Source organism: Serratia sp. 14-2641 (assembly GCF_001692375.1).
GTDB classification, from domain to species: domain Bacteria; phylum Pseudomonadota; class Gammaproteobacteria; order Enterobacterales; family Enterobacteriaceae; genus Chania; species Chania fonticola_C.
In genome coordinates this window covers 299629-325379 of record NZ_LXKR01000044.1, presented here as the reverse complement: position 1 = coordinate 325379, position 25751 = coordinate 299629, and the positions used below count along the sequence as shown (strand labels likewise).

Genomic DNA, 25751 nt, shown 5'->3' with positions numbered 1-25751 from the left:
TCCGTGCGATAAATGAAATAGAAGGGAGCAACTTTATGACAAGCGGTCTGGATTAGCTATAATGCGCAACAATTTTCTTTTTGGTGATAAGCACGATATGAACACTCTGTTTGCCAGCACGGCGCGTGGACTGGAAGAACTGTTAAAAAGCGAACTGGAGCGGCTTGGCGCTCACTCCTGCAAAGTGGTGCAGGGGGGAGTACATTTTCAGGGTGACGATCGTCTTCTGTACCAAAGCCTGCTTTGGAGCCGCCTGGCTTCGCGTATTCTGTTGCCGCTGAATGAATTTCGCGTGCACAGCGATTTGGATCTGTACCTCGGTGTGCAGGCCATTGACTGGCCATCGATATTTGGCCTGGATAAAACCTTTGCGGTGCACTTCAGCGGCCTCAATGAAGAGATCCGCAATAGCCAATATGGCGCGTTGAAAGTCAAAGACGCCATTGTGGACAGCTTTACCCGCAAGCTCAACGATCGGCCAATGGTAGAGAAACAGCAGCCGGACATTCGCGTCAACGTTTTCCTGCAGCGTGATATGGCCAGCGTAGCGCTCGATCTGAGCGGCGAAGGTTTGCACCAGCGTGGCTATCGCGATCTTACCGGCCAGGCTCCGTTGAAGGAAAACCTGGCGGCGGCGATCGTCCAACGCTCCGGTTGGCAACCAGGGGCGCCGATGCTGGACCCGATGTGCGGCTCCGGTACGCTGTTGATCGAAGCGGCGATGATCGCCTCCGATCGTGCGCCTGGCCTGCATCGCCAACATTGGGGCTTTACCGCCTGGAACGGCCACAATGCCGAACTGTGGCGTGAAGTGATCACCGAAGCGCAGGTGCGGGCGAAACGTGGTCTGCAGGAAACCCCGTCACGCTTCTTCGGCTCGGATATCGATCGCCGCGTCATTGAAATGGCGAAGGGGAACGCCCGCCGCGCTGGCGTGGCCGAATTGATCACCTTTAACGTTAATGACGTCAGCAAACTGACCAACCCACTGCCGGAAGGCCCGGTAGGCACGGTGGTCAGCAACCCGCCATACGGTGAACGCCTTGAAAGCGAACCGGCCCTGATTGCGCTGCACAATATGTTAGGGCGCATTATGAAGAGCCACTTTGGTGGCTGGCAGCTTTCGTTGTTCAGCGCTTCACCGGAATTGCTCAGTTGCCTGCAACTGCGCGCCGAGCGCCAGTTCAAAGCGAAAAATGGCCCGCTGGATTGCGTACAGAAAAACTACCAGTTGGCAGAAAACCCGCAGGGTGCTGGTGGCGTGCAGGTAGCGGAAGACTTTGCCAACCGCCTGCGCAAGAATCTAAAGAAATTGGACAAATGGGCGAAGCAGCAGGGGATCGAATGCTATCGCCTGTATGATGCCGATCTGCCTGACTATAACGTGGCGGTGGATCGCTATGGCAGTAAAGTGGTGGTCCAGGAGTACGCGCCGCCGAAAACCATCGACGCGCAGAAAGCCCGCCAGCGCCTGTTTGACGTGATTAATGCCACGTTGGCGGTGTTAGAGCTGCCATCTAATCAGCTGATCCTGAAAACCCGCGAACGTCAGAAGGGCAAGAATCAGTATGAAAAGCTGGCGCAGAAGGGGGAGTTCCTGCTGGTAGAAGAATTCAATGCCAAGCTGTGGGTCAACCTGACGGATTATCTCGATACCGGGTTGTTCCTCGATCACCGCATCGCTCGCCGTATGCTGGGCGAGATGAGCAAAGGCAAAGACTTCCTCAACCTGTTTGCCTACACCGGCACCGCAAGCGTACATGCCGGGTTGGGGGGCGCACGCAGCACCACCACGGTGGATATGTCGCGCACCTATCTGGAATGGGCGGAGAAGAACCTGCGGGTTAACGGCCTGACCGGTAGACAGCACCGCTTGATCCAGGCAGATTGCCTGTCCTGGCTGCACAATGCCGACGAACAGTTCGATGTGATCTTTATCGATCCGCCGACGTTCTCCAACTCCAAGCGGATGGAGAACACCTTTGACGTACAGCGCGACCATCTGGCGCTGATGAAAGATTTACAACGGATACTGCGCCGTAACGGGACCATTATGTTCTCCAACAACAAACGCGGTTTCCAGATGGATCTGGCAGGTCTGAACGCTCTGGGTCTGGAGGCGAAAGAAATTACCGCCAAGACACAGTCAGAAGACTTTGCCCGTAACCGTCAGATCCACAACTGCTGGCTGGTCACCCACGCCGGCGAAGGAAAATAATTACTATGTCGTTAATCAGCATGTCCGGTGCCTGGCTCTCTTTCAGCGATGCACCTTTGTTAGACAACACCGAAATTCATATTGAAGATAATGAACGCGTCTGCCTGGTTGGGCGCAATGGGGCCGGTAAATCGACCCTGCTGAAGATCCTCGGTAAAGAGATCCCATTGGACGATGGGCGCATCATTTATGAGCAGGATCTGATTGTGGCGCGTTTGCAGCAGGATCCTCCGCGCAATATCGGCGGTACCGTGTTCGACTTTGTGGCCGAAGGCGTGGCCGAGCAGGCGGAACACCTGAAGGCGTATCACGCTATCTCGCACCAGGTAGAGCTGGATCCGAGTGAAAAGAACCTGACGCGTATGGCGCAGGTCATGGAAATCCTCGATCACCAGGGCTTATGGCAGCTAGACAGCCGTATCAGTGAAGTCCTGTTGCAACTGGGCCTGAACGGCGATGCAGAGCTGTCCTCCCTTTCTGGTGGTTGGCTGCGCAAAGCGGCACTGGGCCGCGCGTTGGTCAGTTCACCGCGCGTGTTGCTGCTTGATGAACCTACCAACCACCTGGATATCACTACCATCGACTGGCTGGAAGGGTTCCTGAAAGAGTTCCAGGGCAGCATCGTATTCATCTCGCACGACCGTTCGTTTATCCGCAATATGGCCACACGCATCGTCGATCTCGATCGCGGCAAGCTGGTGTCATGGCCGGGTAACTACGAGCTGTACCTGGAAAGCAAAGAAGAAGCGCTGCGGGTCGAAGAGCTGCAAAATGCTGAATTTGACCGCAAACTGGCACAGGAAGAGGTTTGGATCCGTCAGGGCATCAAGGCACGCCGCACGCGTAATGAAGGCCGGGTGCGCGCTCTGAAGGCGTTGCGTAATGAGCGTTCACAACGTCGTGAAGTGATGGGTACCGCCAAGATGCAGGTGGAAGAGGCCGTGCGTTCGGGCAAGATTGTGTTCGAAATGGAAGACGTCAATTATCAGGTCGCCGACAAAGTGCTGGTCCGGGGCTTCAGCGCCCAGGTGCAACGCGGTGACAAAATCGCGCTGGTGGGGCCAAACGGCTGTGGTAAAACCACCTTGCTGAAATTGATGCTCGGTCAACTGAAAGCCGACAGCGGGCGAGTGCACTGCGGCACCAAGCTGGAAGTCGCTTACTTTGACCAGCACCGCGCCGAACTGGATCCAGAACGTACGGTGATGGACAACCTGGCGGAAGGGAAGCAGGAAGTGATGGTCAATGGCCGTTCGCGCCATGTGCTGGGCTATCTGCAGGACTTCCTGTTCCACCCTAAACGGGCAATGACGCCGGTCAAAGCGTTGTCTGGCGGGGAGCGTAACCGCCTACTGCTGGCTAAACTATTCCTTAAGCCGAGTAATTTACTGATCCTCGATGAACCAACCAACGATCTGGACGTCGAAACGCTGGAACTGTTGGAAGAGATGATCGATAGCTACCAGGGCACCGTATTGCTGGTGAGCCACGATCGTCAGTTTGTTGATAACTCAGTGACCGAATGCTGGATTTTCGAAGGCAATGGCGTGATCGACACTTACGTTGGGGGTTACTATGATGCACACCATCAACGTGCCACCGCCAAGCCGATCCGCACGGTTGCCGCCAGCCAAACCAAGGCTGCGGTGGAGAAAAAAACCGAGCAGCCCAAGAAATCAGCGGCCAAACTGAGTTATAACCTGCTGCGTGAACTGGAGCAACTGCCACAGCGCCTTGAACAGTTGGAAATGGATATTGCAGCCTTGCAGGCACAGGTGAGCGACGCAGGGTTCTTCTCACGCCCGCACAGCGAAACCCAGCAGGTGCTGGCCGATCTTGCCACTGCGGAGCAGGCACTGGAACAAGCCTTTGCCCGTTGGGAAGAGCTGGAAGCAATGAAAAACGGCTGATCGGTAACGGGTTGCCCGCACGCTGCTGCTGTGGGCAACCCAGGTGTACCGATGAGCGACACGGTTAAGGAGGATAATGGTGTGTTCCCACGAAAGTCATAAGCAGCAGAGTCATGCGATGCATGGCGAGCGTCAACAGGATAACCTGATACTGTGCCCACAATGCGATATGCTGGTGGCGTTGCCGCCTTTGCAATCAGGCTCCAAGGCCGTTTGTCCCCGTTGTAAAACGACGCTCAGCGCCCGCTGGGCAGAACCGCGTAAACAACCAATTGGCTTTGCCCTCAGCGCGTTATTCATGCTGGTGTTAGCCAATATCTTCCCGTTTATCAATATGCGCGTTGCCGGTCTGGGCAATGAAATCAAACTGATCCAAATTCCTCAGGTGATGGTGGCGGAAGACTATGCCAGCATGGCCACCCTGTTTATGGTGTTTGTGCAACTGATCCCGGCGTTTTGCATGTTGGCGATTATTCTGTTGTGCGCCAGGGTGCGGCTGCCACGACAATGGAAGATATGGATGGCCAAGGTGCTGTTCCAGTTGAAGACCTGGTGCATGGTCGAGATCTTTCTGGCTGGCGTGCTGGTCAGCTTCGTCAAACTGATGGCCTATGGTGATATCGGCATTGGTTCCAGTTTCATCCCTTACTGTCTGTTTTGCCTGCTGCAGGTGCGAGCCTTCCAATGCGTCGATCGTCGCTGGCTGTGGCAAGATATTGAACCGGCCCCGTTGATCGAACAACCGTTGCAGGTTGGGCGTACTGGCCTGCGGCAAGGCGTTCGTTCCTGCTCCTGCTGTACGGCCATCCTGCCCGCCCAGCAGTCCAAATGCCCGCGTTGTCACACGATGGGCTATGTACGCCGCCGCCACAGCCTGCAATGGACGATGGCGTTATTGGTCACCTCGATCATATTGTATATTCCGGCGATGCTGATGCCGATTATGATCACCGAGGCGTTGGGCAATAAAATGCCATCAACGGTCATGGCTGGGGTGGTGCTGCTATGGGGAGAAGGGTCCTATCCGGTGGCGATGGTGATTTTCATTGCCAGTATTATGGTGCCCTCGCTCAAGATGTTGGCGATTGGCTGGCTATGCCTGGATGCCAATGGCAAAGGCAAGGCCAATGCCGATAGCGAGCGTATGCATCTGATTTATGAAGTGGTGGAGTTTGTTGGCCGTTGGTCCATGATCGACGTGTTTGTGATCGCCGTGCTTTCGGCGTTGGTACGTATGGGACAGTTGATGAGTATTTATCCAGACATTGGGGCGCTACTGTTCGCCATGGTGGTCATTCTCACCATGTTTGCTGCTATGGCGTTTGATCCCCGTTTAACCTGGGATCGCGCAAATGAAACAATAAAAAAGGAGCCGCAAGGTGACGGAAAGTAATCATGGCGTCGCGGATGTTGAGAAGATCAAGCGCTGGTCGCCAGTGTGGATCATTCCCATTGTCACCGCGTTGATCGGTGCGTGGATCCTGTTTTATCACTTCAGCCATCAAGGGCCGGAAGTGACGTTGGTCACGACCTCTGCCGAAGGGTTGGAAGCGGGAAAAACCAAGATCAAAAGCCGCAGTGTGGATGTCGGTACGGTGGAAAGCGTTACCCTGAGTGAAGACTTGAGTAAAGTGCTGGTGCAGGCTCGCCTGAATTCCGGCATGGAAAAGCTGCTGCGTGACGATTCGGCCTTCTGGGTGGTGAAACCGCAGATTGGCCGTGAAGGCGTCTCTGGGCTGGGGACCTTGTTCTCTGGTGCCTACATTGAATTGCAACCGGGCAACAAGGGCAAGGTAGGAAAAGCGGATTATCAGCTGCTAGATGCTCCGCCGCTGGCCTCGCCCGATGCCAAAGGGTTGCGCGTCATACTGGACAGTGACAAGTCTGGCCAGTTGAACGCTGGCGATCCGGTGTTGTTCCGTGGCTACCGCGTTGGCTCGGTGGAAACCAGCTATTTCGATCCCAAGCTGCGCGCCATGCGCTATCAGCTGTTTATTACCGCGCCTTACGATCAGTTGATCACTACCAACGTCCGGTTCTGGAAAGACAGCGGCGTTGCCTTCGATATGTCCGCACAGGGTATGCGTGTGGAAATGGGATCCTTGGCCACGCTGTTTAGCGGTGGCGTGAGCTTTGACGTGCCTGAAGGTTGGGAGCGTGGCCCTGCGGTGAAAGAAAAGGCCGAGTTTGCCCTGTTCGATAACCAGCGCAATATTCAGGATTCGCTGTATACCGAGCATGTCGATTATCTGGTGTTCTTCTCCGAATCGATCCGTGGCTTGCAGCCAGGGGCACCAGTCGAGTTCCGGGGTATTCGCCTGGGTACCGTGGGGCAAGTGCCGTTCTACAAAGAAGGCATGCGCCAGCAACTGGATAATGACTATCGCATACCGGTGCTGATCCGTATTGAGCCAGAGCGCTTTAACCAAGAGGTGGGTAAGGGCTTCGACGTAGTACAGCATTTGAAAGATGCAGAAGCACGCGGCATACGCGCCTCGCTGAAGTCTGCTAACCTGCTGACCGGAGCGCTATATATCGATCTGGACTTCTATCCAAATGAGAAGCCGTGGAAGGGGCCGCGTGAGCTGTTCGGTTATCCGCTGTTGCCAACTACCGGCAGTGGCCTGGCGCAGATCCAGCAGAAGCTGGTACAGACGCTGGATAAGATCAATTCGATGCCGATCAATCCAATGATCAACGAAGCGACCAAAACGCTGGCAGAAAGCCAGAAGACCATGAAAGAAACGCAGAAAACCCTGCAGTCGCTCAATGACATCATCAGCAGTAAAGAGATGAAGGCATTGCCGGAAGATATGCAAAAAACCCTGCAAGAACTCAATCGCAGCATGAAAGGGTTCCAGCCAGGTTCACCGGCCTACAACAAAATGGTTGGCGATATGCAACGTCTCGATCAGGTGCTGCGTGAGCTGCAACCGGTGCTGCGTACCCTGAACGATAAGAGCAACGCCCTGGTATTTGAAGCCTCGGGCAGTAATGACCCTCAGCCGAAGAAGGCCAAAAAATGAAAAAATGGATCCCGGTAGTTCTGGCGCTGTTGCTGAGCGCCTGCAGCAGTACGCCTAACAAGACTTACTATCAGTTACCGGCGTTGGGGACCCCGGCTCAGGTGAGTGGCACTCAGGCGTCACGCCAGCTGTGGTTGGAGCACGTCAGCGTGGCGGATTTCCTGGCGCAGAGTGGGGTGGTCTACCAGACTAACGACGTGCAGTTTGTGATTGGGCAAAACAACCTGTGGGCCAGCCCGTTGGATCAGCAATTGCAACAGACGTTGGTGACCAACCTGGGCAGCGCTTTGCCGGGTTGGGTGGTGTCATCACAGCCTATGAGCAGCGATCAGGATGTGCTTAACGTCACCATCAGCGGCTTCCATGGGCGCTACGATGGTAAAGCGATCGTTCGGGGTGAATGGGTGCTGAGCCATCAGGGCAGGCTGATCAAGCGGCCATTCAACCTGGAATTGAAACAGGGTGAAGATGGCTATGACGCCTTAGTTCGCACCTTGGCCCAGGGCTGGTTGCAGGAAGCGCAGGAGATTGCCGCGCAGGCAGCTCGCCTTTAATCATAGCTTGTAATAATTCGTTCTAAAGCCATCCCGGTAAGGCAAAGTAAAAGCCTTGCCGGGATTTTTTTGTTTTATTATCATGCAATTAAATCCAGCTCAGCAATATCAGCCACTTAGCTTATGCGCCGTGCATAGCTCACAAATATGACAGCGGTATGAAATTTGAACATTGATCTTCTCGCCATTTAGGGCTATTTCTTAAATGTGGCTGTATTTCGTGCAGTCATTGTTTTCTTTCCACAAAGTAACAACGAGGGAAGTGAGGCATGAAGAGACAGAAAAGAGATCGTTTGGAACGGGCTGAATCACGTGGTTACCAAGCCGGTATTGCAGGGCGTTCAAGGGAACTTTGTCCCTACCAATCTTTAGACGCCCGAGCTAACTGGCTGGGAGGTTGGCGACAAGCCATGGAGGACAGGGCTGTGACCGCTTAAGCGGCTCTCTGTCATGAATTAAGGAACGACCTCCGCCAAACAAGCGGAGGTTTTCGTTTTAAGCGTAAAATTATTCCTGCCAGCGTTTTAGCAAAATACTCGCGTTGACTCCCCCAAAACCAAATCCGTTCGACAGGGCATAGGTCATTGCCATCGGTTCCGCCTTATTGGCCACCAGATGTAAACCGGCGGCGGCAGGGTCTGGATTATCCAGATTCAGCGTGGCCGGAGCAATTTGATCGCGCAGTGCCAGAGCGGTGAAAATGGTTTCCAGGCCACCTGCGGCTCCCAGCAGATGGCCGGTGGCCGATTTGGTGGAGGTGATAGCGATATGCCCATCGGTGCCGAACAGGTGTTTGATGGCGTTGATTTCACCCAGATCGCCAACGGGGGTTGAGGTGGCGTGTGCATTCAGATGCTGAACCTGATCTGGCGTGACGCCAGCCTGTTTCAGCGCAATCTTCATCGCACGATAGGCGCCGTCGCCATCTTCAGCCCCGGAAGTCATATGGTAGGCATCCGCACTGGTGCCGTAACCGACAATCTCAGCTAACGGCTTGGCACCGCGTGCCAACGCATGTTCCAACGTTTCGATCACCAACATCCCGGCACCTTCACCCATCACAAAGCCGTCGCGGGCACTGTCAAACGGGCGTGACGCTTTGGTTGCGGCATCCGCAGGCGTGGTTGACATGGCTCGGGCAGCGGCAAAGCCCCCCAGGCTAACGGTATCGATAGCGGCTTCCGTTCCTCCGCATAAGGCGATATCGGCTTCATCGTTGCGGATCATCCGCACCGCATCGCCAATGGCCTGTACGCCTGCTGCACAGGCGGTGACCGGTGCGCCAATCGGCCCTTTGAATTGATGCTTGATGGAAACATGGCCGGCGGCCAGGTTAACCAGGAATGAGGGAATGGTGAAAGGAGAGAGGCGCTTCGGCCCGCGGCTATCCGTGGTGCGTACCGCATGGGCGATAGCGGGGAAGCCACCAATGCCGGAAGCGATCACGGTGGCCGTCCGTTCCTGTTTCTCCTCACTATCGGCATTCCAACCAGCCTGCTTGATGGCTTCGTCAGCGGCGGCCATCGCCAGCAGAATGAAGCGGTCCATTTTCTTTTGGTCTTTCGGTGCCACGCTCAGGTCTGGATTAAAACCGGCAGCGGCATCCTGCTCCAGTGTGGGCACCTGACCGCCGATCTTGACCTGCAAATCTGCCACCATCTCTTCGGGCAGCGGGCCAATCCCTGACTGACCAGCCAACAGGCGTTGCCAGATCGGCTCTACGCCGCAACCTAAAGGAGAGACGGCCCCCATACCGGTGATAACTATACGACGACTGCTCATAGTGACTCCTTGGATGATTCATTAAGTAAGGCGTAGTGATGCTGCATCAGAGAAGCACGGCGTGACATGGCTTCTCCGGCCGCAGGACCTGCCGCCAACGTGATGTGCTGCAGGGCGATAGGCTGCTGGGTTAGCGCATCGATTAATTGAGGCTGTATCGGTTGACCGCTGCGCCGATCAACCAGTTCCGCGCTGTGCGCCCCTTCGGTCAGATGGGTATTGCCCCACTGGAACAACGTCACCAACACCGGGAAGAAATCCTTGCCGCGATCGGTGAGCAGGTATTGATAGCGTACCGGGCGTGTCTGGTAGCGTTGCTTATACAGAATGCCGCTTTCCACCAGAAATTTAAGCCTGCGGGTCAGCAGCGTGGGGGATAGCCCCAGGCTTTGCTGAAACTCGTCAAATTTGCTCAGGCCATGAAAAGCATCGCGCAGGATCAGGATGCTCCACCATTCCCCCACGCGCCCCAACGAACGGGCGATTGGGCAGGGGGTCGTTGCAAAACTGGTTTTTTTCATGCTGCCCTCTTGGTGAATACATTTATTGTAGTCACTGGGTGGCGATTAAACGACCAGCTCAGTAATAATACAGGGGGAAATAAACGGCGACCGAGAGAGGTCGCCGTAGGGCATTAGAACGCCGCTGCGTCCTTGAACAGGCCCACTTTCAGATCGCTGGCGGTATAGATCACTTTGCCGTCGCACAGCACTTCGCCATCAGCTACGCCCATAATCAGCTTGCGGATGATCACGCGTTTGAAGTTGATGCGGTAGGTGACCTTTTTGGCGGTTGGCAATACCTGACCGGTGAACTTCACTTCGCCGACGCCCAGCGCACGGCCTTTGCCTTCACCGCCCATCCAGCCGAGGTAGAACCCTACCAACTGCCACATGGCGTCCAGACCCAGGCAGCCTGGCATGACCGGATCGCCAATAAAGTGGCAATCGAAGAACCACAGATCCGGATTGATATCGAGCTCAGCTTCTACGTAGCCTTTATTGTGGCTACCACCGTCTTCGGTCATCTTGACCACGCGGTCCATCATTAACATGTTGCCTGATGGCAACGGTGGGCCACCGGCGCCAAACAGTTCGCCACGGCCCGATGCTTCGAGATCTTGTTTCGTATAGGATTCGCGTTTATCTACCATGTTCTCAGTAAACCTTATTTTGATGAAGGACGCAGATTAACTTACACGTGTACGCTGAACAAGTCCGATCAGCCACGGCTGAACCAGTTAAGCCAGCGCAATGGCCACGGCAACGGACGCCGTTCTGGCAACATGGCCTGTGCAATTCGCTCCTGGATGGCGGCCAGCAAGCTAGGCTGCTGCTCATCGGCGAACGGATAGCCGGTCAATAACGGCAAGGCTTCCGCAACGCTATCTACCGCCCACAGATGGAATTGCCCTTCACGTACCGCTTCGACGACGTCTGGGCGAAGGCAAAGGTGCCGTACGTTGCTGGCAGGCAGGATCACGCCCTGTTTGCCCGTGAGGCCACGGCGTAGACAAACCTCGAAGAAACCTTCGATTTTTTCGTTTGCGCCACCGATTGGTTGCACATTACCAAACTGGTCAACGGAACCGGTCACGGCGATTTGCTGGGTGATCGGCTGCTGTGACAATGCGCTGATCAGGGCGCAGAGTTCGGCTAGTGAGGCGCTATCCCCGTCAACTTCGCCGTAGGATTGCTCAAAGACGATCGAAGCGGAGAAGGGCAGTTGCTGATCGAGATCCAGTTCGGAGATCAGGAACGCCTGCATGATCATCATGCCTTTAGCATGCAGATTGCCCCCAAGCTCGGCCTTGCGCTCCACATCGGTGAATTCGCCATCGCCCAGGTGGACCACACAGCTGATGCGCGAAGGTTCGCCAAAGCTGCGCGGATGCCCTGGATAATCCAGTACCGACAGGCCGTTAATCTGACCAATCACCTCACCTTCGGTTTCGATCATGATCTGGCCCAGCTCAATCTCGTCCTGCATGCGTTCTGCGAGATAGCTTTCACGCCATTCTCGGGCATTCAGCGCCGCTTCTAACGCTTTAGCGGTGATCTGCTCCTCTTCGGCGTACAGAGCGGCCTCAGAAAGCTGCTGGCTGACCCACAGTGGCGATAGCGGTAGGTTACCCTGGTCACCGGTATGGCGCACCGCCTGGACCATCAGGGGCTGCCAGGCGTCGGCTGCCAGCGGTGGTAATTGCTGCTCGGCGACCACACTATTGATATAGCCACACCATTGCACCATATCGTCTGGCTCGGTGAGCTGCAGATCGTCTTCATATTCACCGTAGACGGCCTGCCCACAGACTTCAGGCTCCATATCGTGGAAATCAGCCAGGCCATGGCGATCGCCTACTACAATCAGGCGTAACTCCAGCGGCATGGGGGGGATGGAAAGCGGCAGTGGCCGGGTTTCATCTGGAGTCAGCCACTGGAATTGGCGCTGGGTAATCATCTGCTTGAGACGTAGCCACAATAGCGGTTGTGCCAAGAGGGCACGCGCCGACAGGATCAGCACGCCGCCGTTAGCCTGATGGACCAGGCCCGGCTGCAAGGTGATAGCACCATTATGCATTCTGACGCAGCCAAACAACTGTTCTGGCTCAACCCATTCCTGGTATACGCAAGCCCCGCCGGCGGCAAAAGGTTCATCGCCGCGCATGGCATTTTTAATGCTGACGGTGTCGCCTTCAATCACGTAGTGACTGCCTTTAACGGTATTCTGCGGTTGCAACTCTTCTGCCGCTCGGGCGATCAACGCCAGATACTCACGTGTTTCCTGTGCTTTCAACAGCATAAAACGTGGCAGAGACAGCGGATGCAAAAACAGCGTCAGCGCATTCTCCAAACGGGGTTGGATTGCAGAAAAGGCCACGGGTGCCAATTGAGCAGCGGAATCGAAAATCGCCTGATAAGGCGTAGCAGCAGGCAACAGAGATTGCCATTCAAGTCGGTTATTGGTCAAAGTGTTAGATGCAATCGTCAAAAAGGGAAAGCGCGATTATACAAGAATAACGCCAGCTTGATACCTCCAGAGTCATTGTTGAGCATTGGAGTTTGACATTGCTCGATGACTGTGCAAAAAACAGTCAAAAACGGAGGGTAATTGCCGAGGAAAAGTTGGCTAAAGCTGTTATGCTTATTAAAGTTACACGGTCACAGCAGAGTTCATGATGAAATATCAGCAACTGGAAAATCTGGAGAGCGGTTGGAAATGGAAGTACCTGGTGAAAAAGCACCGGGAAGGTGAAGCGATCACCCGCTACATTGAAAACAGCCTTGCTCAGGAGGTCATTGACCAACTGCTGAAGCTGGAAAATGAACCGGTCAAAGTGCTGGCATGGATCGATGAGCACATGAATCCGGCGCTGGATAACCGGATGAAACAAACCATCCGCGCCCGGCGTAAGCGTCATTTTAACTCAGAACATCAGCATACGCGCAAGAAATCGATCGATCTGGAGTTCCTGGTCTGGCAACGTTTGGCTGCGCTGGCGCATCGCCGGGGTGTCACCCTGTCGGAAACCGTCGTACAGCTGATCGAAGATGCCGAGCGCAAAGAGAAGTATGCCACCCAGATGTCATCGCTGAAACAGGATCTACAGGCGATCCTGGGTAAGGATGATAAATAGCATTACCCAATGTTTAGGCCATAAAAAACCCCGCAATGCGGGGTTTTTTACTAAGAAGCGCTTACTTAGCCCTGAGGCTGAGAAACAACTTCTTTGATACCTTTAACTTCGATCTCTACGCGACGATCTGGAGCCAGACATGCGATCTGAGCTGCAGTTGCGCGGCCTGAACGGTAGCCACAAGAGTCACCGGTAACTGGGTTAGCTTTACCCATGCCACGTGCAGAAATCTTGTCTGAAGGGATACCTTTAGACACGAGGTAATCCACAACGCTTTGTGCACGTTGCTCAGACAGGCGCAGGTTGTATTCTGCTGAACCTACTGCATCAGTGAAGCCCAGAACTACAACAGAACCGTCTTTCGGATCCAGTGAGCTCAGTTGGGTGTACAGCTGATCCAGAGCTTGTTGGCCTTCTGGCTTCAGGGTCGCTTTGTTGAATGCGAACAGAACGTCAGAAGTCAGAGTGAACTTCTTGGTCTCAACAACTGGAGCTGGGGCCGGAGCTGGAGCTACTACTGGAGCAGCAACTTCCTGGCCAAAGCGGTAGGAAACACCTACGCTCAGCATGCCGTTGTCTGGACGTGCGCCAACGGTACCTGCATCACCGATGTTGTTAACCCACTGGTAGTCCAGGCGGGTAGCCCAGTCACGAGTCAGTGCGTATTCAACACCCACTGCTGCCAGTGGAGAAACGCCAGTGTCATGGTTGCCACCGTTAGAGCCAGCACCATCACTGTCTGCACGCCATACCATGCCGCCCAGACGAGTGTAGATGTCCAGATCGTTCATGATTGGGTAGCTCAGTTTAGCTGCCAGTTGAACGCCTTGAGCTTTGAAAGAACCCCGGTTAGCGCCGGTGTATTTCATACGACCTAACCAGTCGTAGCCCATTTCGAAGCCCAGGTATTGGTTTGCCTGATAGCCAACGAACGCACCAGCACCAATCTGGTCTTTACGTGCGTCGTTATCAACGGTGTAACCGTTACCGTAGAAACCGGTGTCATGGAACTGGGACCAACCCAGTTTAGCACCAGTGTACCAAGTGTCGTCTTTTGGTGCGGCTTGCGCTACTGTAGCGAAACCTGCCAGTGCCACTGCTAATGCGATAGCTGTCTTTTTCATTTTGCGCCTCGTTATCATCCAAATAGGCAATGAGCTTTAAAGCTGCTTTAAGCCCTTGGTTTAAATTCCTTCGCCAAGGTTTGAGCCCTCGTTTGTTACTCTGCCAGTTTTTCTGGCGTTATAGAGCAACCTTGGCGATGTAAAGTCTACAACGTGGCGCGAAAGTTACAAGTGTGATGTGATAAAGCTCTAAAAAAAAACATGGAATTAGACATATCCTCTAACATATCGGGGTGCTAAACGAGACTTTTTTTCACATGGAAGGTGGCGCCGAACCGCAGCCAACCTCGCTTTTCGCCTGATCTGCCTGCGATTGCCAGACCAAACGATAAAAGTGATGGGAAAAGTCCTAAATTTACTTAATGATACAAAGAAGAGTGAATTTTTAAGGTTGAACAGTGTCTGTCGGCAGCAACGATGTCACGTTGAGGTCGCATAATGAACCCATAGGCATTGCCCAATTCTGCCGCTCTACTTAACCTTAGACGATCCTCTTGTGTCAATTCTGGTAACCAGCCAAGCACCACACTGTAATTTCCTGTCAGTAAAGCCTTCTCCATGGCGTCTACGGTAGCCAGTGGATTGATCTGGTTAAGCTGTACGACCTTATCAACCGGCAGGCTGGCCTGTTGCAGCCAGGTTTTGCTTAGTTTCTGCTGTGGGGTCAACCACAGTAACCAACGTGATTGCCTGCCTAACTGTTGCAACAAAGGCACCAGCAACTGGGCTACGGCGGGTTGCCGCTCATTGTAAACAAGCTCACTGATTAGGCCATTTTCATTGCCCTCTTGCGCAGGGATCACCGCTTGCTCCGCCGGCATTGAGGATTGGCTAAAATGAGGTTGATAAAGTGATTGAGTACGCATGTCGTCTCCCGCCCGTAGTGTTACTGTATGTATATACAGTATAGCCATCGAAACAGAAGATCAACCCAAATTTTCGTAACGCTTCGCATAATTGAGATTATTTATTGTACGTCTTGAATTTATGATTGGCACGAATAGGGATAATGCGTATTTTTTTTAATTAGTTGTTCCAGTTACGTTTATTCCAACCAAAACATGCCTAATGGCTGTGGCTTCATATAAGGAGAGTTAAATGAATGGAGGATCGTTAAGGAGGATCGAGCAGGCAAAGTCCTGCTTTGCCGCCCTGGGAAATATTGCCATACGCTCGCAGTTTGGCGGCTATGGCCTGCTGGCGGACGGCACAATGTTTGCGGTCATTACCGAAGGTGAGCTGTATTTACGTGCCACAGAAAGCCTGGAAACCGCATTTCGTGAACGTGGCATGGTGAATATGACCTATTTAAAGCGGGGGGTCCCCATGGTCATGCGCTATTACTGGGTAAATGAAGAGTTGTGGCAGCAGCGTCGCGAACTGTGTGCGCTTGCCTGGCGGGCTCTCTGTGAGACGCGTAAAGAGATTAAGGTGAAAAAACGCTGCAATGGCAGGTTGAAAGATTTACCGAATATTGATGCCTCATTAGAGCGCCAGCTGTGGCGAGCAGGTATCTGCAATATTTATGATTTTCGCCTGTTGGGGGCTAGAGATAGCTATCTGAAGTTGCTGCAACAGCAAAAAAATCTGGGCATGAAAGTGCTGATGTCACTGGCGGGTGCCATGGCGGGCTACCACCATGCCGCCTTGCCTAATCTACAAAGGGAGGCGTTGACCGAATGGTTCGAAAACAACGCGCTCTTTCCCTCCTTTGAGGCGCGGTCAGAAGACCGCGCCTGCGGTCCTCATCTTTGAACTATCAACCGGCTTGAGTAATTTGTGTATTAAGTGCCGTCAGCTCTGGTAGCAATTCGAGCACCAGGCCAATTTGCTGCAACACCAGTTGTTCTTTGCTTTCCGGCTCCGGAACCAGCGCAGTAATACGCTCGGAGAGGGCTTCCAGTGCCTGCGTGATACGCTGACGATCATGAGCGTCGTGGTGTAATGCACCATCAACATAGCAAACCGCATCGTTGAGCAAGTCCAGCACGGCGGCACTTTCCAGGCGTTCACGGTGGGCACCCAGGGCGGAAATATAGCTCAGCAAGGTATGGTTAAGGCAAAGCAGGCGGAATGCCGCTTCCTGTATGGTTTTATCGGCTTTAGGGTCGGCAGACATGTTAGAGATCACCGACGCCAATTCGGCATCGCTATTATGGGCATCGCGGCGGGCAATACGATAAGGCAGGCTGTTATCCTTGCCCTGATGGTATTGCACCAGAATGGCATCCAGATAGCGGCAGTCGGCATTCAGTGTCTTACGCACCATGGCCGGTAACTGACGGAACTTCCAGTCTGGCCAGATAAAACTCACCGCTGCCCAGGCGATGGCACAACCTAGCAGGGTATCGTAGACGCGCGGGGCAGCTACTTCGAACCCTTCGCCCAGCAAGTTAAAGCATAGCAAGACCAACAGAGTGATAAACATCGTGGCGTGGGCATATTGCACGGTTCGGAAGGCGAAGAACAACACCCCCGAGATCACAATCAGGATCAACTGCCCTTCCAGCGAGGGCACAAAATACAGGATCGGCAGCCCGACCAAAATGCCAGCCAGAGTGCCGATGATCCTTAACGCCAGGCGCCTGCGAGTGGCGTTGTAGTTGGGCTGGCAGACAAACAGGCTGGTCAGCAGGATCCAATAACCGTGCTGCATCCCGGTCAGCTGAATAAATGCATAGCCCACGCACAACACCACGGACATACGGATGGCGTGGCGGAAGAGGGCGGATTGTGGTGTCAGGTGGCGGCTGATACGCAGGCGAATATCGCTCCAACCGGTGAGCCGGTCGTCTGACAGGTTGTTTTCCTCGGTCTGGCCACTTGCCAAGGACTGCTCAGACTCGATATTGGCCAACTGGGCGTCAATTGCCCGTAAATTCTTCAGCAGATGGGATAGCGCTCTGGTCAGTTCGCGATTTTCTGGGGTAATGGTAATCCGGGTCAGCGCCTCTTCCAGGCGTGAAAAGGCGGGCTCAAAACGCGGGCTATGCAGATATTTCTGCCGTAGCAGTATCGACTGCGCCAGTTGCTGGCAGGCACGGGCCTGCTTGGCCAGCAGCCGCTGGAAGCGGAACAGAATATCGCTGTGGCGGAACTGTTGGCTTAGTGCCTGATACTGTACGTGGGAAGAACTGGCGCGTTCATGGATATCCTGAGCGACAAAATAGTAGTGCAGCGTTCTGCGGGTGCCGCGCTGGCCACGGTCGCCTTTCAAGCGGGTCAGCAGTGAAGCCTTGGTCAGGTTAAGCGTGGTGACCAGCGTGCTGTTGGCCATCGCCACGTCCACCCACGGTAGATCGGCGTCCGATTCGGCATCTGGATCGAACAGGTTGGCTTTGGCATCCAGGTAGTTGGCCAACTGTTCATAGCAGCGGGCCAGGTTTTCCTGCAGGGGCTTGATAGGAAATAGCAGATGGCCGATCAGCGTCAGCAAGTTGTACCAAATGGCACCGATGATCAACAGAACCGGTTGCTGGTACCAGGCGTCGTACATGGAGGTGCCAAGCATGGTGTAGACGGCGATCAGCAAGGCACCGAAGGCGATAGTGGCGTAACGCTGCCCTAATGCCCCCAGCAGAATAAAGCCGCAGGTTGAGGTCGTCAGCCCGAGGGCAAACAGCCAGGGGTAAGGAAACAGCAGTTCAATCGATGTCGAGGCCACAAAAAAGCAAACTAGCGTAATGAGCAGATTTCGTAATCTTCCTGCTAGCCTGTCGTCCAGATCCGCTAGCGCGGCGGCAACGACCCCCAGCGTTAGCGGAATGGTCAGTTTAGGGACGCCTAACCACCACGGCACCGCAGAGGCGCCAGCCAGAGCGATAAAAATACGCAGGTTATAAAGCAGGTTGCTGTTATAGGTATAACGCCGAATTTTGGGTGCTAAAGAGAGCACGACAAGCTCCTAAATGGGAGAAAAGTTAACGCGATTAAAAGCGGCGGCGGGCGTTCTCGATCCGCGCCTGTTGAGCCACCTCAACCGGAACGACGCGGCGGCCTACCGGCCACAGGGCGATAGCGGCTATCTTGAAATTGGCGATGCCTACCGGAATACCAATAATGGTAATGCACTGGGCGATACCCGCAATAATGTGTGACAGGCACAGCCACCAGCCGAACAGGACCAGCCAGACGATATTCAGCAAAGAACCGCCAGCAGCCAGCAGGGCATTGCTTTTCTCTGGGTATAATTCATCGACATGGATCGCTTCATTGCCAAATGGCAGCAAGGAGATTTTGGTAATTTCCCAGCAGGAGCGGGTCAATGGCAGGGTGAAAATCAGCACGACGCTGAAGAAGGTGGCAATCAGCCAGCCAAGCGTGGTGAAAAAACCACCCAAAACGAAATTAAGAACGTTCAATACAGTACGCATAGTCGTCATTCTGCTCTAATGATGGCCAAACGGCACGGGGGAAGTATTCATCAGCATAACGCAAAAACTATTCTACCCTTTTTTTAACGCTAGAGTGCCATTGCTTAACGCAGGTAAACTGGCGGCAACTCTCAACATGATTATGGCGTGGGTATATGGAACTTAAAGCGACATCGCTGGGTAAACACCTGGCACAGCATCCTTACAACCGCGTACGGTTGTTGCATGCCGGCGTTGAGGTGAGCGGCGAGAAGCATGAATACCTGATCCCTTTCAACCAGTTGATTCAGGTGCGTTGTAAACGCGGGATCGTCTGGGGGGAGCTCGAGTTCGAACTGCCGGATGAAAAGGTCGTACGCCTGCACGGTACCGAATGGCAGGAAACCCAGCGCTTTTACCACTATCTGCAGCAGTCCTGGCAGCAGTGGAGTAGCGAGATGAGTGAAGTGAGCGCCGAGGTATTGCAACAGCAGGTCGTTCATATCCGCCAAATTGAGCAACAGGACAAGTGGTTCAAGCGTGCCGAATTGAGCCACTTGCAGCAGCAGATCCGCCAGTCGTTTGGCGCGTTGCCAATGCCGGTGGCGCGGCTGGAAGAGTTTGAAAACTGCCGTGAAAGTTATCACTTGTGCCTGCAGTGGCTCAAGTCTGGCCTGCGCAGCGTGGCGCAACGCAATCAACGGTGGTGTGACCGGATGCTGGAAACCCACCAGGATTTCTTCCAGACCGTTGAAACGTCTCCGTTGAATGAATCGCAAAGCCGGGCCGTGGTGAACGGCGAGGATGCCGTGCTGGTACTCGCAGGGGCTGGCAGTGGCAAGACCTCGGTGCTGGTGGCGCGGGCGGGTTGGCTGCTACTGCGTCAAGAGGCCGAGCCTGAGCAGATCCTGTTGTTGGCATTTGGGCGCAAGGCCGCTGAAGAGATGAACGAACGCATCCAGGAACGTTTGGGCAGCGTGGCGATCCAGGCGAAAACGTTCCATGCGCTGGCGTTGCAGATTATCCAGCAGGGTAGCCGCAAAGCGCCGGTGATCAGCAAGTTGGAAAGCGACAGTAAAGCGCGCCGGACGTTGCTAGTTACCCACTGGCAACAGCAGTGCAGTGAGAAGAAAGCGCAGGCCAAAGGTTGGCGGCAATGGTTAACAGAAGAGCTGGAGTGGGAAGTGCCCGAGGGCGATTTCTGGCATGACCGGCGTCTGGCAGAGCGTTTGAGTGGGCGCCTGGAGCGCTGGCTTGGCTTGATGCGCACCCACGGAGGCAGCCAGGCAGAAATGATAGAGCAGGCCGACGAAGAGATCCGCGATCTGTTCAGCAAACGCATTCGTTTGATGGCACCGTTGCTGAAAGCGTGGAAAACCGCGCTGAAGGATGAGGGAGCGGTCGATTTTGCCGGGCTGATCCATCAAGCCGTTAATCTGTTGGAAAAGGGGCGTTTTATCAGCCCGTGGAAGCATATTCTGGTGGACGAGTTCCAGGATATCTCACCACAGCGTGCGCAGTTGCTGGCGGCACTGCGTAAGCAAAACAAGCAGACCAGCCTGTTTGCCGTCGGCGATGATTGGCAGGCAATTTACCGTTTCAGTGGGGCAGAGCTGTCGCTGACCACCGCCTTTGCCGAAAACTTTGGCGTAGGCGATCAGTGTGCGCTGGATACCACCTACCGCTTTAACGATCGGATCGGTGAAGTGGCCAACGGCTTTATACAGCAGAACCCGCACCAATTGAAAAAGCCGCTCAATAGCCTGACCAAGGGCAACAAGAAGTCGGTGGTTATCTTGCCGCAGGAGCAGTTGGAAGCGTTGCTGGACAAGCTAAGTGGCTATGCGAAGCCGCAAGAACGGATCTTGGTGCTGGCTCGCTACCACCATCTCAAGCCGGAGGTGTTGCAAAAGGCGGCGACGCGTTGGCCGAAGCTGAATATCGAGTTTATGACCATTCATGCCAGCAAAGGCCAACAGGCCGACTACGTGATCATTGCCGGGCTGTATGAAGGCAAGGATGGATTCCCGGCCGAGGTCCGTGAATCCGTGCTTGAAGAGGCATTATTGCCTCAGCCAGAGGATTTCCCGGATGCGGAGGAGCGGCGTTTGCTTTATGTCGCCCTCACGCGGGCCAGGCATCAGGTTTGGTTATTACAAGATCGCGAACGCCCGTCGGTATTTATCGAGCAGTTGCAAGATATTGGCGTGCCGTCGCAAAGAAAGCCGTAAACCACAGGCCTGGCACTGCACCAGGCCTTGGGTATTATTTCAGGCGTTCGGCGAGATACTTTTCGTAATCAGGAATAGCGATCACCACTTCGCTCTTGAACAGCGAGGAGTCGATCAGGAAATCGGCGGTGGAGCGGTTGGTCGCCACCGGGATGTTCCAGACCGTCGCCAGGCGCAGCAAGGCTTTGACATCGGGGTCGTGGGGGACGGCGTTTAGCGGATCCCAGAAGAAGATCAGCATATCAATCTTGCCTTCGGATATCAGTGCACCTACTTGCTGATCGCCGCCCATCGGGCCACTCAGCATGCTCTGCACCGGGATACCACTGGCCCGCTGGATCAAATTGCCGGTGGTACCCGTGGCATACAGCTGATGCTGGGCAAGTATTTCCTTATTGTCTTCAACCCATTTCAGCAGGGCCTGCTTGCGATGGTCGTGAGCAACGAGCGCAATATGCTTGCGCGCTGCGATGGTGCGGGTGGTTTGTTCCATGTCGCTATCCTTGGAAAATCGAATGATTCGCCACAGATTACTGAAACTGTATTTCACTGCCTAGTGCTAACGCGGGAAATTGCGAACCAACCACGCCTTTACGGCATAAAGGCGTGGTTGGCAGCGTTTAAAGGTTGCGAGATTGGCCGGCCCAGGCGATAAACCGTTTTTGCGTCTCGGGATCGGCGCGCAGGAACCAATATTGCAGCATTTTCTCGGCAACGTTGTCACCGTTCAGGGGGATAACCGCTGGGCTACCCTGTGCCGCCGAGATCACGCTGGCACCCAGATGTGCAAACGCCGGAACGGAGGCCTGGTGATTTTGAGCGTTATAATCGGCAACGATCTTCTCCAGGTCATTCCCATTGGGTGAGGTTGTTAGCGGTAATACATCGTGTTTGATTGCCAACGGCTTGCCGTGGTTACCCAGAATTTTAAAATTCGGCGCTTTATCAAACCGCTGTGCATCCTGCTCATTCTCGATACGCGGTAGCTCGATGGTGACGGCGCTGACGTTTTGACTGTTGAACACCACAATCTGCGCGGGTGAAGTATAAAGCATCTGAGACCGTGGTTCTTTACGTACGGATTTGGTGACTTTGAACAACAGCTGATGCTGCCCGTCATTTAATTCCAGACTATCGGCTCCTTTTAACAACGAGCCCGTCATTTGCTTGCCGTCGACCATCATCAGCTCGATGTCCGGGGAAAGCTTCAGGGTCGTAGCTGCGGCCGAAACGCTTAGCGATATTCCAAGCAGCCCCGCAACCACCAGACCAAATTTCATTGTTACTTCCTTTTCGTGGAACAGGATGACTAGTGTTGGATACGCCACTAGTTATGTCAAATCTTTTCAGAATGCCGTTTAATTTACATTTACACACATTTTGATGTTATTTGAAATATGACATTAGGGAAAACCAGCCTGGCGAGCAGTATAGACGCAGACTGATAACAAATTTTAACCGATGTTGGTGTTTCGGTTACACTGATGAAAGTGCTTTTTGGCAAAAAATCAGGAGCGAAAAATGCAAGACCTAGCAATTGCAGAGGTACTGAAACAGGTCAAAACCATTGCGCTGGTGGGCGCCAGTGATAAACCGGCTCGAGCCAGCTATGGCGTAATGGCTTATTTGTTGGAGCAAGGCTATCAGGTCATTCCGGTGAGCCCGAAGCTGGCCGGGCAGACGCTGCTTGGCCAGGTGGTGTATGCCACATTGGAGGATATTCCTCACCCTGTCGATATGGTGGATGTGTTCCGTAACTCGGAGGCGGCGTATGGGGTGGCACAGGAGGCCATTGCGATAGGTGCCAAGGTGCTGTGGTTACAAATTGGGGTGATCAACGAACAGGCGGAAGCGTTGGCCAACCAGGCCGGGCTAAAGGTGATTATGGATCGTTGCCCGAAGATTGAGATCCCGCGCCTGGGGTTGGCACGCTGATTGAGTGAAAACGCCAGGGTTGGCCCTGGCGTTTGAGACTGCTGATAGACTTCAACCAGTTACACTACGTAGAGGTGCTGGTTTCTCAGGCTAGACGCTTAGTTACGCAGCCGTGGGGCTTGCAACTGGCTGCGAATGGATTCCGCCAGCTCATCCAGAGAAGGCTGCTCAGGGTGTGCATCCTGTGCTTCTCCCGCCAACTGCGCTTCGGCCAGATAAGTGTGAACCGGCTGGCCTTCATCGTCTTCCATCACCACGTGATACCACGGGGCGAGGCGCAACTCGTCGTTGGCTGCAATCTCATCTGCTTTTGGGTGTTCCAGAGAGTATTCTGGATCGACATCAATCACTACCCCCAAATACCCCAGCAGCCGGTGGCGAACCTGCTGACCGATACCGAATTTGCTGGCTATCATATGACCTCCTGAGAAACAGTACATTGAACTCTATATGAGGACAAAAACAGCGCATTTCAAGTTACATCACCCGGCACGCAAACCCTTTCAGATACAAGCCTTCAGGATAAGTCGCAATCACCGGGTGATCGGCAGCCTGTCGGAACTGCTCTACAAATTGTACATCACGCCCGGCATCTACGGCAGCATCGGCCAAAATTTTCTGGAACAGATCGGTCGGCATCAAGCCAGAGCAGGAGAAGCTGAGCAGAATGCCGCCTGGGTTCAGCAACTGGAAGGCTAACATATTGATGTCTTTATAACCGCGACAGGCGCTGGCCAACTGATTTTTATTTTCGACAAACTTCGGTGGATCCATGATGATCAGGTCGAATTTCTCACCCTGTGTGCGGTAGTTGCGCAGCAGTTGGAATACGTCATCACGTACAAACTCGGCCTTGCTCAAATCCAACTGGTTCAGTTCGACGTTCTGCTTGGCGATGTCCAGCGCAGCCTGTGACGTATCTACGCTAATCACCTGCTCACATCCGCCCATCAAGGCAGACACTGCGAAAGCGCCAGTATACGAGAAGCAGTTGAGCACGCGACGGCCTGCGGAATAGTTACGTGCTGCCAGGCGGCTGTCACGCTGATCGAGATAAAAACCGGTCTTGTGGCCTTGTTGAATGTCCACCAGCAGTTTCATACCATGCTCGGTGATTGGCAGCAGGGCCGGGGGCAGATCGCCCAGTACCGGGCCTTGGGTGAGCGGCAAGCCTTCTTTCTTACGTACGGCAACGTCTGAACGGTCGTAGATCGCGCATTCAGGGTAGCAGTGCTGGAGAGCAGAAAGCAGCGGGGCGCGCTGATATTCGGCACCGGCCGAAAGTAACTGTAAAACCAGGAAGTTCTGGAAGCGATCGATGGTGATACCCGGCATACCGTCAGATTCACCGGCGATCAGGCGGTAACCGTCCAGCCCGTCACGCTTTGCGACCCAATCACGCCAGCTCTGTGCTTGCTGCAAGCGGCTGATAAAGAAAGCGATATCAATATCTTCGTCCTGCTTGAAAGTCCAGACGCGTGCGCGAATTTGCGATTCTGGTGAATAGGCACCGCGTGCCAGCCATTTGCCCTGGCTGTCATGGATATCGATGGTTTCGCCGGACTGGGCTTTACCTTCGACACGGAGAACGGCGCCAGAGAAAATCCATGGATGGCGACGGAGTAAGGACTTTTCACGTCCTTTGGCAAGAAACAGGCGCATAATTTTTACTCTTTAATTACAACAAATTACAACTGACAGGTCACTATCAGTCAAAATAAAGTCACAATCATAAAGGAAGCTCCATCCATTCAGAGCCTCTAGAGTCCTGATAGCGAGCTGTCATTTCGGCTGATTTGTGACCCAAAAGGCGCTGGGCGAATTCACTTCCTCGCGCCTCTGTATGCAGACGAGCGGAAAGGCTTCTGATTTCGTGGAAAGATGGCGGATCTCCATCCCACGTTAAGCCGGATAGTTTACGCGATTTCGTGAAATAATCCGACATTGTTCTTTCGGCCACCTTCCCGCCAGTGCGTGGCGATATGATGTAGTCGCTGGTTTTATTGATATCGCCGATCAGTTGCTCAAGGTTAACATCGGCTACGCTCAGCCTCATCGGTATTGCCACCATTGATCCGGTTTTCCCTTGTTTGACCAGGAGCCTGTCGTTAGAGATATCCTCCCATTTCATGTTGCATACGTCACCCATGCGCTGGCCGGTTACAAGTGCCATATTCAGCGCTGGAATAAACCAAGACGGCAGGGCCCTCGCGCATTGCCTTATTGCGTTAAAATCTGCCAGTGACAGACGCGATCGCCGCACATCTGTCTTTGGGTTCCTGGTCGCTTCAACAGGATTGTGTTGTATGGCACCATCTGCAATGGCTTCCCTGAATATATCTAGCAGCGTTCCACGCATGATTTTGGCGCTTGAGCTTTTCCCCTGTTCAACGTAGTGGTTGACGAACCCGGCGATATCCTTCGTTGTGAACTCTGCGATCGGCTTGTCCGGGAAGAAATCACGGTATATCCCAAGCTTGCTACGGTGATTTACCATCGTTGACTCCTTCAAGCCTCGGCGCTCTACAATGGCATCGTACCGGTCGAGCCAGGCATGAAACGTAACCACACCGTCCTCCTGGATGCGATGCGCCAAAGTTCGTTCACCATCACGCGTCATAAACTCCAGATTTGCTGAAATTGCTTCAGTTATCGCCAGTCGCTTATCCCTCCCTAATCCGTACTCCTTACCCGTCCTTGGGTCGCGGTAGCAGTAGTAACCCCCATTACGAACATAGAGGTTTGGCGGCAGGTCGCGCCGCCTTGAGTTCCTGACTCTTGCCATTCCTGATCCTCGATAAAAGACCTTCAGGCTTCGTGCTTTGCCCGTCGATTCTCTTTGCGTTTTCGGACAGCAGCCACTCCTTGCCATCCTTCTCCGGTGCTGGCCAGATTTTGCCTTCACGAATCAACCGCCTTATGGTTTCTTCGTTTCGCTTAATTGGCTGCCGCTCGTTCCATTGTCTGATTGTCAGCATGCAA

The 25751-nt window shown here is 53.9% G+C and carries 24 protein-coding genes; 10 read left to right on the top strand and 14 right to left on the bottom strand.

The window, feature by feature from the left end; genetic code table 11:
• The first annotated feature begins 97 nt into the window (after positions 1 to 97).
• From rlmKL to rmf, 6 genes are all read left to right on the top strand, one after another.
• Positions 98 to 2218, top strand: coding sequence for a bifunctional 23S rRNA (guanine(2069)-N(7))-methyltransferase RlmK/23S rRNA (guanine(2445)-N(2))-methyltransferase RlmL (rlmKL, locus tag A6U95_RS16895; RefSeq protein ID WP_024486046.1), 2121 nt, complete (start codon positions 98 to 100; stop codon positions 2216 to 2218).
• Positions 2219 to 2223: 5 nt separating this feature from the next.
• Entirely contained in the window at positions 2224 to 4128 is a 1905-nt protein-coding gene (locus A6U95_RS16890) for an ABC transporter ATP-binding protein (protein ID WP_065685305.1), read from the top strand.
• A gap of 118 nt (positions 4129 to 4246) precedes the next feature.
• Complete coding sequence (gene pqiA, locus A6U95_RS16885; protein WP_237657331.1) at positions 4247 to 5521, top strand: membrane integrity-associated transporter subunit PqiA; 1275 nt, start codon at positions 4247 to 4249, stop codon at positions 5519 to 5521.
• The gene (gene pqiB / locus A6U95_RS16880; RefSeq protein ID WP_065685303.1) at positions 5508 to 7154 is read left to right on the top strand and encodes an intermembrane transport protein PqiB; all 1647 of its coding nucleotides are present in this window, start codon (positions 5508 to 5510) and stop codon (positions 7152 to 7154) included. The genes pqiA and pqiB overlap by 14 nt, the downstream gene beginning before the upstream one ends.
• Positions 7151 to 7708 (top strand): membrane integrity-associated transporter subunit PqiC, encoded by a 558-nt coding sequence (gene pqiC, locus A6U95_RS16875; protein ID WP_024486050.1) that lies wholly within the window; start codon positions 7151 to 7153, stop codon positions 7706 to 7708. Before pqiB ends, pqiC begins: the two co-directional genes overlap by 4 nt.
• A gap of 269 nt (positions 7709 to 7977) precedes the next feature.
• On the top strand, positions 7978 to 8145 hold the full coding sequence (gene rmf, locus A6U95_RS29910) for a ribosome modulation factor (protein WP_071784464.1): 168 nt from the start codon (positions 7978 to 7980) through the stop codon (positions 8143 to 8145).
• 70 nt (positions 8146 to 8215) lie between these two features.
• On the opposite strand, the gene fabF is transcribed toward rmf, so the two are convergent.
• The 4 genes from fabF to A6U95_RS16855 form a co-directional block, all read right to left on the bottom strand.
• Complete coding sequence (gene fabF, locus A6U95_RS16870) at positions 8216 to 9490, bottom strand: beta-ketoacyl-ACP synthase II (protein ID WP_024530392.1); 1275 nt, start codon at positions 9488 to 9490, stop codon at positions 8216 to 8218.
• Entirely contained in the window at positions 9487 to 10011 is a 525-nt protein-coding gene (locus tag A6U95_RS16865; protein ID WP_065685302.1) for a helix-turn-helix domain-containing protein, read from the bottom strand. The genes fabF and A6U95_RS16865 overlap by 4 nt, the downstream gene beginning before the upstream one ends.
• A 113-nt stretch (positions 10012 to 10124) precedes the next feature.
• On the bottom strand, positions 10125 to 10643 hold the full coding sequence (gene fabA / locus A6U95_RS16860; RefSeq protein ID WP_024485665.1) for a bifunctional 3-hydroxydecanoyl-ACP dehydratase/trans-2-decenoyl-ACP isomerase: 519 nt from the start codon (positions 10641 to 10643) through the stop codon (positions 10125 to 10127).
• A 68-nt stretch (positions 10644 to 10711) separates the two neighbouring features.
• The gene (locus tag A6U95_RS16855) at positions 10712 to 12460 is read right to left on the bottom strand and encodes a Lon protease family protein (protein WP_186530594.1); all 1749 of its coding nucleotides are present in this window, start codon (positions 12458 to 12460) and stop codon (positions 10712 to 10714) included.
• 208 nt (positions 12461 to 12668) lie between these two features.
• On the opposite strand from A6U95_RS16855, the gene matP reads away from it, so the two are divergent.
• Positions 12669 to 13127 (top strand): macrodomain Ter protein MatP, encoded by a 459-nt coding sequence (matP, locus tag A6U95_RS16850; protein ID WP_065685423.1) that lies wholly within the window; start codon positions 12669 to 12671, stop codon positions 13125 to 13127.
• Between the two features lie 65 nt (positions 13128 to 13192).
• Here the strand turns inward: matP and ompA are convergent, their stop codons facing one another.
• Complete coding sequence (ompA, locus tag A6U95_RS16845) at positions 13193 to 14251, bottom strand: porin OmpA (protein WP_065685300.1); 1059 nt, start codon at positions 14249 to 14251, stop codon at positions 13193 to 13195.
• A gap of 359 nt (positions 14252 to 14610) precedes the next feature.
• Complete coding sequence (gene sulA / locus A6U95_RS16840) at positions 14611 to 15117, bottom strand: SOS-induced cell division inhibitor SulA (protein WP_065685299.1); 507 nt, start codon at positions 15115 to 15117, stop codon at positions 14611 to 14613.
• Between the two features lie 232 nt (positions 15118 to 15349).
• Here sulA and A6U95_RS16835 point away from each other — a divergent pair, with 232 nt between their 5' ends.
• A complete protein-coding gene (locus A6U95_RS16835) occupies positions 15350 to 16006 on the top strand; it encodes a TfoX/Sxy family DNA transformation protein (RefSeq protein ID WP_065685298.1) in 657 nt (218 codons plus the stop codon).
• Between the two features lie 4 nt (positions 16007 to 16010).
• Here A6U95_RS16835 and yccS read toward each other — a convergent pair whose 3' ends face one another.
• The gene (gene yccS / locus A6U95_RS16830; RefSeq protein ID WP_065685297.1) at positions 16011 to 18146 is read right to left on the bottom strand and encodes a YccS family putative transporter; all 2136 of its coding nucleotides are present in this window, start codon (positions 18144 to 18146) and stop codon (positions 16011 to 16013) included.
• A 34-nt stretch (positions 18147 to 18180) separates the two neighbouring features.
• The gene (locus tag A6U95_RS16825) at positions 18181 to 18624 is read right to left on the bottom strand and encodes a YccF domain-containing protein (protein ID WP_024485658.1); all 444 of its coding nucleotides are present in this window, start codon (positions 18622 to 18624) and stop codon (positions 18181 to 18183) included.
• 155 nt (positions 18625 to 18779) lie between these two features.
• Between A6U95_RS16825 and helD the strand changes: the two genes are divergently transcribed.
• On the top strand, positions 18780 to 20834 hold the full coding sequence (helD, locus tag A6U95_RS16820) for a DNA helicase IV (protein WP_065685296.1): 2055 nt from the start codon (positions 18780 to 18782) through the stop codon (positions 20832 to 20834).
• 34 nt (positions 20835 to 20868) lie between these two features.
• Here the strand turns inward: helD and A6U95_RS16815 are convergent, their stop codons facing one another.
• Both A6U95_RS16815 and A6U95_RS16810 read right to left on the bottom strand, forming a co-directional pair.
• The gene (locus A6U95_RS16815) at positions 20869 to 21327 is read right to left on the bottom strand and encodes a methylglyoxal synthase (protein ID WP_021182049.1); all 459 of its coding nucleotides are present in this window, start codon (positions 21325 to 21327) and stop codon (positions 20869 to 20871) included.
• 127 nt (positions 21328 to 21454) lie between these two features.
• The gene (locus A6U95_RS16810) at positions 21455 to 22114 is read right to left on the bottom strand and encodes a DUF2057 family protein (protein WP_065685295.1); all 660 of its coding nucleotides are present in this window, start codon (positions 22112 to 22114) and stop codon (positions 21455 to 21457) included.
• Between the two features lie 241 nt (positions 22115 to 22355).
• Here A6U95_RS16810 and A6U95_RS16805 point away from each other — a divergent pair, with 241 nt between their 5' ends.
• Positions 22356 to 22769, top strand: a complete 414-nt coding sequence (locus tag A6U95_RS16805) for a CoA-binding protein (protein ID WP_065685294.1) — start codon at positions 22356 to 22358, stop codon at positions 22767 to 22769.
• A gap of 98 nt (positions 22770 to 22867) precedes the next feature.
• On the opposite strand, the gene hspQ is transcribed toward A6U95_RS16805, so the two are convergent.
• The 4 genes from hspQ to A6U95_RS16785 all read right to left on the bottom strand — a co-directional run bounded on the left by hspQ (position 22868) and on the right by A6U95_RS16785 (position 25747).
• On the bottom strand, positions 22868 to 23185 hold the full coding sequence (hspQ, locus tag A6U95_RS16800; RefSeq protein WP_021182046.1) for a heat shock protein HspQ: 318 nt from the start codon (positions 23183 to 23185) through the stop codon (positions 22868 to 22870).
• A gap of 61 nt (positions 23186 to 23246) precedes the next feature.
• Positions 23247 to 24431, bottom strand: a complete 1185-nt coding sequence (rlmI, locus tag A6U95_RS16795) for a 23S rRNA (cytosine(1962)-C(5))-methyltransferase RlmI (RefSeq protein ID WP_065685293.1) — start codon at positions 24429 to 24431, stop codon at positions 23247 to 23249.
• A gap of 67 nt (positions 24432 to 24498) precedes the next feature.
• Positions 24499 to 25554 carry a phage integrase Arm DNA-binding domain-containing protein gene (locus A6U95_RS16790; protein ID WP_065685292.1) on the bottom strand — a complete coding sequence of 352 codons (1056 nt, stop codon included), beginning with the start codon at positions 25552 to 25554 and terminating at the stop codon, positions 24499 to 24501.
• Entirely contained in the window at positions 25496 to 25747 is a 252-nt protein-coding gene (locus tag A6U95_RS16785; protein WP_065685291.1) for an excisionase, read from the bottom strand. Before A6U95_RS16785 ends, A6U95_RS16790 begins: the two co-directional genes overlap by 59 nt.
• Positions 25748 to 25751: the final 4 nt, after the last annotated feature.

Coding starts and splice junctions, on each gene's coding strand:
- A6U95_RS16805 (WP_065685294.1), top strand. CDS start 22,356: ATGCAAGACCTAGCAATTGCAGAGGTACTGAAACAGGTCAAAACCATT.
- rlmKL (WP_024486046.1), top strand. CDS start 98: ATGAACACTCTGTTTGCCAGCACGGCGCGTGGACTGGAAGAACTGTTA.
- fabF (WP_024530392.1), bottom strand. CDS start 9,490: ATGAGCAGTCGTCGTATAGTTATCACCGGTATGGGGGCCGTCTCTCCT.
- sulA (WP_065685299.1), bottom strand. CDS start 15,117: ATGCGTACTCAATCACTTTATCAACCTCATTTTAGCCAATCCTCAATG.
- matP (WP_065685423.1), top strand. CDS start 12,669: ATGAAATATCAGCAACTGGAAAATCTGGAGAGCGGTTGGAAATGGAAG.
- A6U95_RS16825 (WP_024485658.1), bottom strand. CDS start 18,624: ATGCGTACTGTATTGAACGTTCTTAATTTCGTTTTGGGTGGTTTTTTC.
- A6U95_RS16810 (WP_065685295.1), bottom strand. CDS start 22,114: ATGAAATTTGGTCTGGTGGTTGCGGGGCTGCTTGGAATATCGCTAAGC.
- A6U95_RS16890 (WP_065685305.1), top strand. CDS start 2,224: ATGTCGTTAATCAGCATGTCCGGTGCCTGGCTCTCTTTCAGCGATGCA.
- pqiC (WP_024486050.1), top strand. CDS start 7,151: ATGAAAAAATGGATCCCGGTAGTTCTGGCGCTGTTGCTGAGCGCCTGC.
- A6U95_RS16815 (WP_021182049.1), bottom strand. CDS start 21,327: ATGGAACAAACCACCCGCACCATCGCAGCGCGCAAGCATATTGCGCTC.
- rlmI (WP_065685293.1), bottom strand. CDS start 24,431: ATGCGCCTGTTTCTTGCCAAAGGACGTGAAAAGTCCTTACTCCGTCGC.
- ompA (WP_065685300.1), bottom strand. CDS start 14,251: ATGAAAAAGACAGCTATCGCATTAGCAGTGGCACTGGCAGGTTTCGCT.
- A6U95_RS16790 (WP_065685292.1), bottom strand. CDS start 25,554: ATGGCAAGAGTCAGGAACTCAAGGCGGCGCGACCTGCCGCCAAACCTC.
- A6U95_RS16835 (WP_065685298.1), top strand. CDS start 15,350: ATGAATGGAGGATCGTTAAGGAGGATCGAGCAGGCAAAGTCCTGCTTT.
- fabA (WP_024485665.1), bottom strand. CDS start 10,643: ATGGTAGATAAACGCGAATCCTATACGAAACAAGATCTCGAAGCATCG.
- helD (WP_065685296.1), top strand. CDS start 18,780: ATGGAACTTAAAGCGACATCGCTGGGTAAACACCTGGCACAGCATCCT.
- pqiA (WP_237657331.1), top strand. CDS start 4,247: ATGCATGGCGAGCGTCAACAGGATAACCTGATACTGTGCCCACAATGC.
- A6U95_RS16785 (WP_065685291.1), bottom strand. CDS start 25,747: ATGCTGACAATCAGACAATGGAACGAGCGGCAGCCAATTAAGCGAAAC.
- hspQ (WP_021182046.1), bottom strand. CDS start 23,185: ATGATAGCCAGCAAATTCGGTATCGGTCAGCAGGTTCGCCACCGGCTG.
- rmf (WP_071784464.1), top strand. CDS start 7,978: ATGAAGAGACAGAAAAGAGATCGTTTGGAACGGGCTGAATCACGTGGT.
- A6U95_RS16865 (WP_065685302.1), bottom strand. CDS start 10,011: ATGAAAAAAACCAGTTTTGCAACGACCCCCTGCCCAATCGCCCGTTCG.